General features: G+C 46.1%; 16 protein-coding genes. 10 read left to right on the top strand and 6 right to left on the bottom strand.

From position 1 onward, the window contains the following. Positions 1 to 77 precede the first annotated feature (77 nt). The 4 genes from moaA to C2745_RS02040 are packed head-to-tail and all read left to right on the top strand — an operon-like array spanning position 78 to position 3,423. Positions 78 to 1,205 carry a GTP 3',8-cyclase MoaA gene (moaA, locus tag C2745_RS02055; protein ID WP_215384692.1) on the top strand — a complete coding sequence of 376 codons (1,128 nt, stop codon included), beginning with the start codon at positions 78 to 80 and terminating at the stop codon, positions 1,203 to 1,205. Continuing rightward, complete coding sequence (gene mobA / locus C2745_RS02050) at positions 1,205 to 1,810, top strand: molybdenum cofactor guanylyltransferase MobA (protein WP_215384690.1); 606 nt, start codon at positions 1,205 to 1,207, stop codon at positions 1,808 to 1,810. Before moaA ends, mobA begins: the two co-directional genes overlap by 1 nt. Beyond that, on the top strand, positions 1,807 to 3,117 hold the full coding sequence (glp, locus tag C2745_RS02045; protein WP_215384688.1) for a gephyrin-like molybdotransferase Glp: 1,311 nt from the start codon (positions 1,807 to 1,809) through the stop codon (positions 3,115 to 3,117). Before mobA ends, glp begins: the two co-directional genes overlap by 4 nt. A gap of 12 nt (positions 3,118 to 3,129) precedes the next feature. After that, a complete protein-coding gene (locus C2745_RS02040; RefSeq protein WP_215384686.1) occupies positions 3,130 to 3,423 on the top strand; it encodes a hypothetical protein in 294 nt (97 codons plus the stop codon). 68 nt (positions 3,424 to 3,491) lie between these two features. On the opposite strand, the gene C2745_RS02035 is transcribed toward C2745_RS02040, so the two are convergent. Further along, a complete protein-coding gene (locus tag C2745_RS02035) occupies positions 3,492 to 4,505 on the bottom strand; it encodes a D-glycerate dehydrogenase (protein ID WP_215384684.1) in 1,014 nt (337 codons plus the stop codon). Between the two features lie 120 nt (positions 4,506 to 4,625). On the opposite strand from C2745_RS02035, the gene fdxA reads away from it, so the two are divergent. The 3 genes from fdxA to C2745_RS02020 all read left to right on the top strand — a co-directional run bounded on the left by fdxA (position 4,626) and on the right by C2745_RS02020 (position 6,343). Continuing rightward, a complete protein-coding gene (fdxA, locus tag C2745_RS02030; protein ID WP_215384683.1) occupies positions 4,626 to 4,949 on the top strand; it encodes a ferredoxin FdxA in 324 nt (107 codons plus the stop codon). Positions 4,950 to 5,049: 100 nt separating this feature from the next. Then, complete coding sequence (locus C2745_RS02025; protein WP_215384682.1) at positions 5,050 to 5,844, top strand: thymidylate synthase; 795 nt, start codon at positions 5,050 to 5,052, stop codon at positions 5,842 to 5,844. 10 nt (positions 5,845 to 5,854) lie between these two features. Beyond that, positions 5,855 to 6,343 (top strand): dihydrofolate reductase, encoded by a 489-nt coding sequence (locus C2745_RS02020; protein ID WP_215384681.1) that lies wholly within the window; start codon positions 5,855 to 5,857, stop codon positions 6,341 to 6,343. A 66-nt stretch (positions 6,344 to 6,409) separates the two neighbouring features. On the opposite strand, the gene C2745_RS02015 is transcribed toward C2745_RS02020, so the two are convergent. Further along, entirely contained in the window at positions 6,410 to 7,252 is an 843-nt protein-coding gene (locus C2745_RS02015) for a peptidyl-prolyl cis-trans isomerase (RefSeq protein ID WP_215384680.1), read from the bottom strand. An 81-nt stretch (positions 7,253 to 7,333) separates the two neighbouring features. Here C2745_RS02015 and C2745_RS02010 point away from each other — a divergent pair, with 81 nt between their 5' ends. Further along, complete coding sequence (locus C2745_RS02010; protein WP_215384679.1) at positions 7,334 to 7,954, top strand: SOS response-associated peptidase; 621 nt, start codon at positions 7,334 to 7,336, stop codon at positions 7,952 to 7,954. A 24-nt stretch (positions 7,955 to 7,978) separates the two neighbouring features. Here the strand turns inward: C2745_RS02010 and C2745_RS02005 are convergent, their stop codons facing one another. Next, positions 7,979 to 8,302, bottom strand: coding sequence for a hypothetical protein (locus tag C2745_RS02005; RefSeq protein ID WP_251368353.1), 324 nt, complete (start codon positions 8,300 to 8,302; stop codon positions 7,979 to 7,981). 92 nt (positions 8,303 to 8,394) lie between these two features. Between C2745_RS02005 and C2745_RS02000 the strand changes: the two genes are divergently transcribed. Next, the gene (locus C2745_RS02000; RefSeq protein ID WP_215384678.1) at positions 8,395 to 9,285 is read left to right on the top strand and encodes a transporter; all 891 of its coding nucleotides are present in this window, start codon (positions 8,395 to 8,397) and stop codon (positions 9,283 to 9,285) included. Positions 9,286 to 9,308: 23 nt separating this feature from the next. Here the strand turns inward: C2745_RS02000 and msrQ are convergent, their stop codons facing one another. From msrQ to C2745_RS01985, 3 genes are all read right to left on the bottom strand, one after another. Further along, a complete protein-coding gene (gene msrQ, locus C2745_RS01995; protein WP_215384677.1) occupies positions 9,309 to 9,911 on the bottom strand; it encodes a protein-methionine-sulfoxide reductase heme-binding subunit MsrQ in 603 nt (200 codons plus the stop codon). A 103-nt stretch (positions 9,912 to 10,014) separates the two neighbouring features. Then, positions 10,015 to 12,222 carry a xanthine dehydrogenase family protein molybdopterin-binding subunit gene (locus C2745_RS01990; RefSeq protein WP_215384676.1) on the bottom strand — a complete coding sequence of 736 codons (2,208 nt, stop codon included), beginning with the start codon at positions 12,220 to 12,222 and terminating at the stop codon, positions 10,015 to 10,017. A 10-nt stretch (positions 12,223 to 12,232) separates the two neighbouring features. Then, positions 12,233 to 12,730: a (2Fe-2S)-binding protein gene (locus C2745_RS01985; protein ID WP_215384675.1), complete on the bottom strand. Its 498-nt coding sequence runs from the start codon at positions 12,728 to 12,730 to the stop codon at positions 12,233 to 12,235. Positions 12,731 to 12,925: 195 nt separating this feature from the next. Between C2745_RS01985 and C2745_RS01980 the strand changes: the two genes are divergently transcribed. Then, positions 12,926 to 13,141: a hypothetical protein gene (locus C2745_RS01980; protein ID WP_128113194.1), complete on the top strand. Its 216-nt coding sequence runs from the start codon at positions 12,926 to 12,928 to the stop codon at positions 13,139 to 13,141. Position 13,142: the final 1 nt, after the last annotated feature.

Below are 13,142 nucleotides of genomic sequence, written 5' to 3'. Positions count from 1 at the left end.
TCTCCAGACCGTCATTTATCCCACAAGGATATTTGGCGGTTTGGCAGAAACCCCGTTTCACAGCCATAATTGAGATCATGGTTGAAAAGGCAATCCCAAAAGTAATCCCCATTCGCATTGATGAAGGCAAAGGGCTTGTGCCGTCTATTGGCACTCAGCTTATCGAGCCTCATGGCCGGACAACAGACACTCGCGGCAGGGTTTTACGTGACTTACGCATCTCCGTAACGGACCGCTGCAATTTCCGCTGTACCTATTGCATGCCTAAAGAAGTATTTGATCAAAACTACCCATACCTCTCTCAAAAAGAATTACTCAGCTTCGAAGAAATTACTCGTCTCACCTCAATTTTTGCCACATTAGGTGTTGAAAAGATTCGCCTCACTGGTGGAGAGCCGCTACTTCGTAAAAACCTAGAGATTCTGATTGAGATGTTAGCCAAGGTTCGCTCTTTAGAAAGCAAACCACTAGATCTCACCTTAACTACGAATGGCAGCATCTTGCGCAAGAAGGCTGCTGCCCTAAAAGCAGCCGGCCTACAAAGATTAACCGTCAGTCTTGATGGTCTAAATGATGACATCTTCAAAAAAATGAATGATGTCGATTTTCCAGTCAGCGATGTATTGGATGGAATTAAAGCCGCACAAGAGGTTGGCTTTAAAAATATCAAAGTGAATATGGTCGTGAAAAAAGGCACTAATGATCATGAGATCGTTGCTATGGCCAAGCACTTTAAAGGTAGCGGTGTCATTCTGCGCTTCATTGAATTCATGGACGTTGGCAGCTCTAACGGCTGGAATATGGAGCAGGTACTTCCCTCTAAAGAAGTGATCGCCAGAATTCATGAGCGCTTCCCGCTAGAACCCATTGAAGCGAATTACACAGGCGAAGTTGCTCAACGCTGGCGCTACGTGGATGGCTCCGGTGAGGTTGGCGTGATCTCTAGCGTGACGCAAACCTTCTGTCACGAATGCACGCGCGCTCGTATTTCCACTGACGGCCAAATGTATCTCTGCTTATTTGCGAACGAAGGGTTTGATTTCAAAACCTTACTACGCTCAGGAAAAAGCGATTTAGAAATTGCTAATGCCATCATGAGTACCTGGGCACAGCGCAATGACCATTACTCTGAGATCCGAGGATCTCAGACAGCAAACTCATCGACTGGCAATCGCAAGGTCGAAATGTCTTACATTGGCGGCTAATGATTCAGGCTGAGCACATAACCGGTCTTATCTTGGCAGGTGGCCGCGCCCAAAGAATGGGTGGTATTGATAAGGGCTTAATCCCTTTCCTGCAAAAGCCTTTGATCGAATCTACGATTACTCGCCTCAAACCTCAGGTTGGCCCAATTCTCATAAATGCCAATCGCAATATCACTAAGTACGCAGCCTATGGCTACGCTGTGATCATGGATGAGACTCCTGACTTTTCAGGACCATTAGCCGGCTTCTCGGTAGGTCTCAAAGCTTGCAAAACCCGCTATCTCCTTACAACGCCTTGTGATTCGCCACTACTCCCTAAAGATCTGGCGACCAAGCTAGCCCAGGAAATGGAGCGAGGCGACTTTCAAATTGTTTACGCATCTACCAAAGAATCGGATGGCAAGGTATGGGCGCAGCCTGTGTTTTGCTTGATGCGCGCCGATGTATTACCCTCGCTGGAAACCTTCCTTGCAAAAGGAGATCTTAAAATTGATCGTTGGTTTAAAGAGTTGCGCAACAGCACAGTGATATTTGAAGATGCCAACGCTTTTGCAAACGTCAACACGCCAGAAGAGTTAAAGCATTTGGAAGAAACCTTCGTATGAGTCTTTCACCAAACGATCCCATTCTCCTAACTTCATCACTTCACGTTGATGAAGCGCGCAAAGCGATTGCCAAACTCGTCGATGAGCTCATCAAAACATCAATTTCAATTGGCGGCATCACTGAGATTGAAACAGTCTCTTTAGATCAAGCAATCAATCGCATTCTGGCTACAGACCTACTTTCGCCGATAGACGTTCCTGCAGCAGATAACTCTGCCATGGACGGCTTTGCTTTTAACGGTAAATGCCTTGACACCAAAGAGCCTGAAGTTTCACTTAAGCTAGTTGGCACTGCTCTGGCTGGCAAACCCTATGAAGGCAGCATCGGCCCTGGTGAATGCCTCAAAATCATGACTGGCGCCCTCATGCCAACTGGTTGCGATACCGTCATTCCGCAAGAGCTCGTTGGTGCACAAGATCAGCACAACATTACATTTCAGCAAAACCAATTAAAGCCGGGCAATAACCGTCGCTTGCGCGGCGAAGATCTACAAAAGGGAAAGTCCGCGATTGCTGCGGGTCGTTTATTGCGTCCCTCTGATATTGGTTTAGCGGCATCACTCGGAATTGCAACACTTCCAGTAAGGCACAAACTCAAGGTTGCCATCCTGTCATCAGGAGATGAACTTTGCGCCCTCGGTCAACCTTTGGTATCTGGCAGCATTTATGACAGCAATCGCTATAGCCTCACCGGACTGCTCAACCGTCTCAATATGGAGATTGTGGATTGCGGCATCGTGCGTGATGACCCTTCCTCGCTGAAAGCAGCATTTATTGATGCCGCAACTAAAGCAGATGTATTGATTTCTTCTGGCGGCGTATCTGTTGGGGAGGCTGACTTCACCAAGCAAATCATGCAAGAACTTGGAGACGTAGGCTTCTGGAAAATTGCGATGCGTCCAGGACGGCCTATGGCCTTTGGAACACTCAAAGCAGTACCAGGAAAATCTTGTTCAACCTTATTCTTTGGCTTACCAGGTAACCCGGTTGCCGTAATGGTCACCTTCTATCAATTTGTGCGCGCCGCCCTTTTGCAACTCAACGGGGCTGCCCAAACAGAGCCTCCTCTGATGCAGGCCATCTCGGTAGAGCCTATTCGGAAAAAAGCGGGGCGTACCGAGTTTCAGCGCGCCATCTTGGGGCGCAACGCGGAAGGTAGGCCAACAGTCAAAATTACTGGCAGCCAGGGAGCTGGCATTTTGCGCTCGATGAGTGAGGCGAACTGCTTTGTCATTCTTGGCCATGACCAAGAAAATATTGCCGCTGGAGACTGGGTAGATATAGCGCTTTTTGATGGACTGCTTTAAGATTGCGTCATTATGAAACTTAGCAAAAAAGAACTTGTATTTCTAGATCCAGCACACACTGCCAAAACCTTAGTGTTGGTTTACCTCTGCTTCTCCGTTCCAATCGTTTTATTGGCCCTGTTTGTTGCCTTCATTCGTGATGGCGCAATCCCTGGTTTTACAGTGCTCTCCGCTTTAATTCTGAATGCCTTACTAGGCTTTGGATTGCTGTGGATTGCTTGCAAGGTTTATAACTGGGTTGCTGGAAAATTCGGTGGCATTGAATTAGCGCTACGCGATCTTCCAGAAGAAATCGAAGCCGAGTAAATTCACATACTTCAATCAATAAAGCCGAGCATGACTCGGCTTTATTTTTATCCGTCACACCAACTTATTTAAGTCTTCAGTACTTCAGCATTAATTAAGCTTGGCGGCTTTTTACCATCCAATGCAGTGCGTAAGTTTTCTATAGCCAAATCCACCATCGCTCTACGCGTCTTTTCTGTTGCGCTAGCAATATGGGGGGCCAGCACAACATTACTCAATTTGAGCAATTCCGGATGAACCGAAGGCTCACCCTCAAATACGTCTAAACCGGCAGCAAAAATCTTCTTTTCTTTCAGCGCTTGCGCTAGAGCTGCGTCATCCACAATTCCTCCGCGGGCAATGTTTATCAGGGTTGCAGTAGGTTTCATGAGTGCAATTTCTGCTGCACCAATGGTGTGATGGCTCTGTGCTGTGTAAGGCAGAACTAAAACGACGTGATCAGCAGTTCGCAGCAGCTCCTCCTTGGAAACATAGTTTGCGCCGCAAGCTTTTTCATCAGCATCCGATAGATGGCTACGGTTGTGATAAATCACATTCATGCCAAAACCTAATGCGCGTTTAGCAATACCCTGACCAATACGTCCCATACCAATGATGCCAACAGTGCTGTGATGCAAATCCATACCCAATGGGTTGTTCACAATCGACCACTTATCCCACTTGCCCGCTCTTACCCAGTGCTCGGATTCTGTAATGCGACGTGCAGTAGCCATTAATAGTGCAAAACCAAAGTCAGCAGTTGTGTCAGTCAATACGTCTGGCGTATTGGTTGCCATCACACCAGCTGCGGTAATGGCAGGCACATCAAAATTGTTATAGCCCACAGAGATATTGGCCACCACCTTTAAATCTTTTGCATTGGCCAAAGCGGTAGCATCAATTCTTTCACTGCCGGCAACTAATGCACCGACGACTCCAGATAACTCTTTTTGGAGTTCTTCAGGAGTAAAAATCCGATCCTCTTGGTTGGACCGAACATCAAAGGACTCTTCTAATTTAGCCAAAGCTTCTGGAAAAATAGCCCTAGCCACAAGAATTTTGGGCTTTTGGCCGCCAGATTGCGGGGTAACTTGTGTATTCATATGGGGAACTTTACCTCAAGTAAATTAACCCTTTAGCCTGAAAATTAGGCTAATTCGGCTAAAATTGAGGTTTTATAACTTAGTAAGCCCGAATTTTGGGACTCTTGAAATAAAACCGCCATGACTTACGTTGTTACCGAATCCTGCATCCGCTGCAAATACACTGACTGCGTTGACGTTTGCCCAGTTGACTGCTTCCGCGAAGGCCCTAACTTTCTCGTCATCGATCCAGATGAATGTATTGATTGTGCAGTTTGCGTTCCAGAGTGCCCGGTAAATGCAATTTATGCAGAAGATGATGTTCCTGGTGATCAACAGGCGTTTATCAAACTCAATGCCGATCTATCGCCTTCCTGGAAATCCATCACCAAATCTAAAGCTGCTCTACCAGAAGCTGAAGAATGGAAAGATGTTAAAAATAAACTGGATCAGTTAGTAAAGTAAGAGTCTTCATTGATCGATGCAAGACCTATTGCATCGATCTTGATAGCCCCGTTGAAGTTTTTAACTAGGTCTCTAGAAATCTAAATAAGCCAATACCTCTATGCGCCAATATCACGATCTCATGAAAGAAGTCCTAGCTAAGGGCGTCAATAAATCCGATAGGACTGGTACTGGCACTGTCTCAGTGTTTGGCCATCAAATGCGCTTTAACTTGGCAGATGGTTTCCCGATGGTGACGACCAAGAAGCTACACCTTAAATCGATCATTTACGAATTACTCTGGTTTCTCAAAGGTAGCACTGATAACAACTGGCTTAAAGATCGCGGCGTTTCTATTTGGAACGAATGGGCTGCCCCAGACGGCGATCTAGGCCCCATCTATGGCTATCAATGGCGCTCTTGGCCAGCCCCAAACGGGAAGCATATCGACCAAATCTCCGAAGTCGTTGAGACCATCAAGAAAAATCCAGACTCACGTCGCATTATTGTTTCCGCCTGGAACGTTGCTGATATTCCTCGCATGGCTTTGGCTCCATGTCATGCCTTCTTTCAGTTTTATGTAGCTGATGGCAAATTGTCATGCCAGCTCTATCAGCGTAGTGCTGATATTTTCTTGGGCGTTCCTTTTAATATCGCTAGCTATGCATTGCTTACCCATATGATGGCGCAACAGTGCAACTTAGAGGTGGGTGATTTTATTTGGACTGGTGGTGATTGCCACTTGTATAGCAACCATCTCGAACAAGTCGACCTCCAGCTTTCCAGAGACTTCTTCCCGCTACCTAAGTTGAAGATCTTGCGCAAGCCTGACTCGATCTTTGACTATGAGTTCGAAGATTTTGAGATTGTTGGCTATGAATCTCACCCACATATCAAGGCTCCTGTAGCCATTTAAGAACACCACCATGACTCAGCCTGCCATCTCCATGATCGTTGCGCGTTCGCGCAATCACGTAATCGGTCGTGATAACCAGATGCCCTGGAAAATCTCGGCAGATTTGCAATTCTTTAAGCGCGTCACCATCGGCCACCCTGTCATCATGGGTCGCAAGACCTGGGAATCTATTGGGCGCCCTTTGCCGGGTCGTCGCAACATCGTAGTTACTCGCAATAAAGATCTTGAACTTACAGGCGCCGAAGTCGTGCACTCTCTGGATGAGGCTCTCAACTCTCTTAATGAATTTCCGCGTGTATTTGTAATTGGCGGAGAGCAGCTCTTTAAACAAGCCTTTGATAAAGCTGATCGCCTCTACATCACTGAAATTGATATGGATGTTGATGGTGGCGATACTTTTTTTGAAGTTCCGAATGAATCAGACTGGAACGCGGTTGAACGCACCCCAGGATCAGAAGGCGAGATTACTTTCAACTTTGTAACGCTAGAGCGAAAATAAAGAACCGCATATGATTCAACATTGCAGTTGAATCCATTAAAAAGGGCTCCGAGGAGCCCTTTTTACTTACTGCACAATAATCTTAGAATCTTTTGCAATTTGCGATAAAAACTCAAGCTGTTTTCTTTGCGTCATTCCAGCACGAATCGCTGGCTTAGCCTGCTCAAAGCTTGGCGGCTTGCTCGATTTTTTATCTTCCAATTTAATTAAATACCAACCCTGCTGAACCTGAATGGGGGCTTGCGATACCTGACCTTTAGCTAGATTAATCAATACCGCACCAATCTGCGGGCCAACTTGTCCAGGCTGAACCCAACCAACTGCACCACCTTGCGCCTTATTGGGAGCCAAAGAAACGCTTCTGGCCACCTTATCAAACGCCTCGCCTTTTTTAATTCTGTTTAAAGCAGCCTGGGCATCTGCTTCGCTTGCCACAGCAATATCGCTGATCTTGTATTCAACAATCATGCCTTGTGGACCAAGAGAGGCAATCTCTTTGTTGTATTCAGCCTGAACATCGGCATCAGAGATTGGATTCTTTGCCATATATGAAGAGAGCTCAAGGTCAGCCAAATAATTTTGGCGAATGAGCGTCAATTGACTGTTTGCTTTTTCAGAATTAGCTAATCCATCCTTTTCAGCCTGCTGGGACAAGAGCAGCACTTCGATAAATTTCTGAACTACCGCTTTGCGCAATTCAGGAGAATCTTTCTGACCCTGAGATAGCGCCATCTTAATTCCCTGTTCCACCATGTCATTGGTAATGATGGCTCCATTTACGGAAGCGGCCGCATTAATCGGCAAACCACTTTGCTGTGCATAGAGGGGGGCGGCAAATATGCCTGACAAAATTGCTCCAGCAAGCATGCTGATCATTTTGGGCTTAAGGCAGGAAATCAAGGGTTTCATGTATAAAGTCTTTCTAAAAAGTAGACCCAATAGTAACAGGAGAGGGTCGTCAGCAAGTCCTAGCCACAGTAGAATAAAAACATGTGTGTTCAATACCTCACCACGGCCAACATTGATTGGGTCAAAAATCATTTTGACCTAGATTTGCCTGTTGCCGCATCCCATGATGTGTTTCCAACCTATCCCGGCTCCATCATACTTAAGAGCCACAATACCGGCCGTACCGCGATTGGTCTGGCTCGTTTTGGGCTAATTCCATCTTGGGCAAAAGATGAAGAGTTTGGTCGAAAGACCTATAACGCCAGAGCAGAAACGGTTAGCGAAAAACCTTCTTATAGAAATGCATGGTCAAAGCGTCATTACGCCCTCACTCTGGCTGATACGTTTTATGAGCCCAACTACGAAACCGGTAAAGCAGTGCGAACAGGAATCAAACAATCCAATAATGATCCCATGGCGATAGCATCCATATGGGATACCTGGACAGAACCGGAAACAGGTGAGCTGATTGCGTCGTTTTCAATGTTAACGATTGACGCCAGCGAGCATCCCATCATGAGACGCTTTCATAAACCAGAAGATGAAAAACGCACCATAGTGCCACTGAAGCCTGAGTTATTTCATGACTGGCTAAATGCAACACCAGAAACTGCTCAATCCTTGCTACAACTCCATTCGATTCCGGATCTCGAAATTGCTTAAGTCAGCTTTATATAAGTTCTCGACTTAAAAACTCATAACAGGACTCGAAGGCTGATAGGGCTCAGCTGACTGCGTCTCGAGTGCCTCAGCTTCATCCTCACCTTCAGGATTGTTGTACAACTTAGAATCTAAAGTAGGTCTTTGTCTTAAGTTCATCCCTTGAGTATTTGGAGCAACCGGACCAAAAGGGCCCTCTACTGGCGATATCACTTGATGATTGAACTCGCTTATTTGCTCGGCAGAATAAGGTGAGAAGGTCTGCATCCCCTGATTTATTGGGGTCTGTGCCAATGCCGAAGCACTCAACAAGAAAGAGGCACTGCACAGGCTTAAATGGAGTGGTTTCATCAATTCATTGTAGGTGAATACAGGAGCACCCCCAATATCATTACATTACCGTCTATTCAGCATCTAATTTTTATATTAATTACAATATTCACATGAAATTTTTACGATCACTTGCTTTTGCCCTGATGGCCCTGCCATTTACTGCACTGGCCATTGATTTGCAGCCGAACGATATCGTTGCTCCTATACCAGGAAAAAATCATGCAATGATCAGTTATCTCAATACAGATAACAGTACGTTCTATAGAAATGGTTCAGCAGTCTCAACAGGCCCATACAAGAGTCCGGATATCAGCACTCAGAGCGCGATCCTACGCTTACTTACATCATATTCAGTAAGTGACCTACCAGCAGTATCCTATTTGCAATTACCTTATGGAACGATTAAACCAGCAGGCTCTCTTGCAGCATATCCAACGGATACCGGGGTTGGTGATTTAACCTTTGCTACAGCTATCTGGCCATACTCCGATCGAGTCAATCGCAGATATTTAGGTATTGCCGGATACCTTACCGCACCAACCGGAAGCTATAACAGCCAGCAACCTTTTAACACCGGAGAAAATCGCTATAAATCAGATATTCAGATGGGCTATCAACAACCCATTATTGGAGATTTAGATGGCATGATTGCGGTCGATACGATGTGGTTTGGCGGCAATAGTCAGTGCGCTGCAGCCTGCTTATCGACAGCCAACACTTCTCTTACGCAAAAGTCGCTGACGACTACGCAACTTGGTCCCATCTACAAGATCAGTCAGACATACACCGTTGGTGCCTCGTATTTCTATGTAGCTGGTGGCGCTACAACGATTGGCAATACCTATCAAAATAATGTAGTCAATACTCAAAGATTTTTATTGAGCGCGTTGGCTTACTATCCCTTTGGCCGCATCAGCCTTCAATACGGCCGCGATATGGAAATCAAAAATGGTTTTGTAGAAACACGTCGCTTCATCATGCGCTACACCACAGAGTTTTAAAGCTTAAAACTTAAAGCCACCTTTTACGACTTCGGTTTTATTCTGTTTTGTAGAAACGCTTTGATCATTGGCAAACGACAAAGCAACAACACCAAAATTACCGCCCCATAAATCATCACAACACCCTCATCATTCTTGCCGGCCTTATGCCACCAGTAGTGAGCAATGGCAGTACAAGCAATGAGATAAATGAGTTTATGTAATAAAGCCCAGCGCCTCCCCAATAGACGAACCGCCCACTGATTGGAGGTGAGAGCCAGTGGAATGAGCAAAACAAATGACAGAAAACCCATAGTAATAAAGGGACGCTTAATTACATCCGCCCACATCGCGCCAATATCTAGATTTTGATCAAGCCAAAACCAGATTGAAAAATGAATGCAGGCATAGAAGAAGCTAAATAGACCCAACATACGTCGCACCTTAATCCAAGATGTCGATCCACTGAAAATTCGCAGTGGCGTCATTGCCAAGGTGATGCACAAAAAAACTAAGGCCCATGTGCCAGTGGAGCGCGTAATGAATTCAATTGGATTTGCACCAAGCCCGTCATTCGTGCCCAGCCAAAATAGGCGCGCCAATGGTACAAGTCCGGCAATGAAGATAAAGCTCTTAAACAATTTCATAAACCATATTAGATGATCAAAACAATCGCAAAGCAATAAAAAAGCCGCGTCAGCGGCCTTTTTATTTATTCCAAGTAAAGCCTTGGCAAAACTTTCACTAAAGTTAAGCCAAAGTTAAACCTTCTTTGCTTAGTGGGAAGTTTCGGACCGGCCTTCCAATCGCAGCAGAGACTGCATTTGCTACGGCAGGACCCACAACGCAGATAGTAGGCTCACCTACCCCGCCCCAGAAGTCATAAGTAGGTACCAGAACAGTTTCAATTCTAGGGGTTGCTGAAAGCTTGAGGAGCGGATAAGTGTCCAGATTCTGCTGCTTGATCCGGCCTTTTTCAACTGAAATCTCAGGCAAGAAAATAGCGCCCAAAGCCATGGCAACAGAGCCTTCAATTTGTTCACGCGTTAAGTATGGATTAACGACATGTCCAGAATTGAGAGCGAATACTAAACGGGTGACTTTTACAACATTATTTTGCACAGTCACCTCAGCTACGCAGGCTGAGTAGCTTGCATAACCCATGAACTGAGCCACGCCACGATAGGTTCCAGCAGGCAATGGTTTGTCCCACTCCGCCTTTTTAGCGGCAGCATTAAGAACACCCAAATGCTTTGGATGACTTTGCATCAGCGCCTGTCTAAATTTGACTGGATCCTTACCAGCTGCTTTAGCGCACTCATCCATGAAGCATTCCATGAAGATGCCATTTTGATTGGTATTCACACCTCGCCATGGGCCCACTGGAACATGGGTGTTCTTCATGACGTACTCAGTCAGGAGTGCTGGGAATGTATACCCGAGCTGCGCATCAGGACCCTTTTCATAGAAGCCTTGAAGCTGACGCTCATCCTTGCCATCTTTAATATTCTGCGGCGCTAATGTGGCATTAATCGATTGGCCCGCAACCTTAATATGCATACCTGTTAGATTGCCTGAGCCATCTATACCGGCAGTCATTTTCGCCATCGCAATCGGGTGATAGTAATCATGAGTCATGTCTTCCTCACGACTCCAGATAGCCTTCACAGGAACTCCCGGAAATTTTTGCGCCACTTTGGCAGCAAAAGTCGTGAAGTCTTGTGTTGAGCCACGACGCCCTAAGCCGCAACCAGAATCTAATTTGTAAACTTCACAATTGGCTAGCGGGAACCCAGTGGCTTCTGATAATGCTGCAAGTGAGCCCTCGCCATTTTGAGTTGGCACCCAAGCTTCCGCACGATCGCCAGTGATTTTGACGGTGGCATTCATCGGCTCCATCGTGACGTGTGCGCGATATGGCGTGTAATAAATGGCCTCGACCTTTTTGGCAGAACTATTAATTGCCTGAGGTGCATCGCCGACTTTGCGTTGCCAAAAGTCTCCTTGCTCATCTAAGCCTTCACGCAACATCTTATCGATGCCATCTTGTGAGACGCTAGCAGCTTTACCTTCATCCCAAACAATTGGCAAAGCTTTTAACGCGTTATTGGCATGCCACCAGGTGTCAGCTACAACGGCCAGAGTACTGTCATTAATTTTGACAACCCCCTTAACTCCGCGCATATTTTGGATCTTGGCTTCGTCATAACTCACCAGTTTGCCGCCAAATACAGGGCAGGCCTTTATAGATGCGCAAACCATTCCGGGGAGCTGTAGATCCAAGCCGTATACCTTGGAACCATTTACCTTATTGGCAGTATCAAGACGTGCGTAAGGCTGCCCAGCAACCTTCCAATCTCGAGGATTGCGTAAGGTAATCGACTTAGGATCAGGCGGCGTTAAGGTGGATGCCAATTCAGCAACTTTGCCGTAAGTAGTTTTACGCCCAGTTGGAATATGCGTGATCACACCCTTATCCACTTTTAGCTCACCTACAGGGACCTTCCACTGATCGGCGGCTGCTTGAAGCAACATGATTCGAGCAGCGGCAGCACCGCGACGCACATAATCCTCGGAGATTCGAATACCGCGGCTACCACCTGTGCCATGCTCACCCCAAACACGTTTACGCGCCAAACTTTGCCCTGGGGTTGCAGACTGAGTTTTGACTTTTTTCCAGTTGCACTCAAGCTCTTCAGTCACTAGCTGAGCTAAACCGGTACGAGTGCCCTGCCCCATTTCTGAACGCGCTATACGTATATATACCGTGTCATCCGGCTTAATGCTGACCCAAGCATTAACTTCAGCCTCACCATATTGAGTTGGGGTGTTCGGGTCATATGCAGCGCCTGCTTGCGCAAGTGCATCCGGTATTGCGCCAATACCTAATACCAAGCCTCCGCCCAGCATCGTACCCTTGATAATAAATTCGCGACGGGAAGTATTTTCTAATGTCATATTCTTCCCCTTATCCGCGAGTCGCTAGACTTGCGTCGTATTGCGCTAGAACGTCTGCCAATTTCTTTTGGCCAGATGCCACATGAATACCATCCCGAATCTTTTGGTATGTGCCGCAGCGACAAAGATTGCCCATAGCACTATCAATATCTGCATCAGTAGGCTTCGGATTTCTCTTGAGGAGCGCAGCAGCAGCCATCACTTGTCCTGACTGGCAATATCCGCACTGGGGAACATCTAGTGCAATCCAGGCTTGCTGCACAGGATGTGTATTATTTTTAGAAAGCGCTTCAATCGTTGTGATTTTTGCATTTGCGACGGCTGATACCGGAATTGAGCAGGATCGTACTGGTTCGCCATTTAAATAAACAGTACAAGCGCCGCATTGAGCAACGCCACAACCGTACTTAGTACCCGTTAGACCAACTACCTCGCGTATTGCCCACAACAAGGGCATATCGGGCTCCACATCAATATCATGGGTTTTTCCATTTACATTGAGTTTCATGCTGTCTCCTATAGTTCTATTTTCAAATTACTATAAATCATTATTGGCTTTTTGCAGGCGCACATTTTTTGCACAGTATTTGACCTTTCGAGCTCAGTTAGTCAATATACGGCCAAGGTAGTCCGAACAAGATTCATTTATTCCTATCGAATTTGGTCGTAATTTGCTATTCTGAAGCCTCAATTAAGGATATATATGACCGAAGAAAATCAAACCCAAAACGATGAAGATTTTGACTATGGGTGTGAATGTGCAATGACCTTGCTCAATGAGCCCACTGAAGATCGTTTGAATGACTTAATTGATGAGCTTGATGAAGACGGCATGATTTCCACTGAAGTGGTCTATGGTCTATTAGCTACGATCCTCATGAGCATGAACGAGGAAGATCACGAAGGTGATGAGCACTAAT

The sequence above is a fragment of the Polynucleobacter sp. AP-Kolm-20A-A1 genome, from assembly GCF_018688315.1.
In the GTDB taxonomy this organism is placed as follows: Bacteria; Pseudomonadota; Gammaproteobacteria; order Burkholderiales; family Burkholderiaceae; genus Polynucleobacter.
This window is presented reverse-complemented; position numbering and strand designations above follow the sequence as displayed.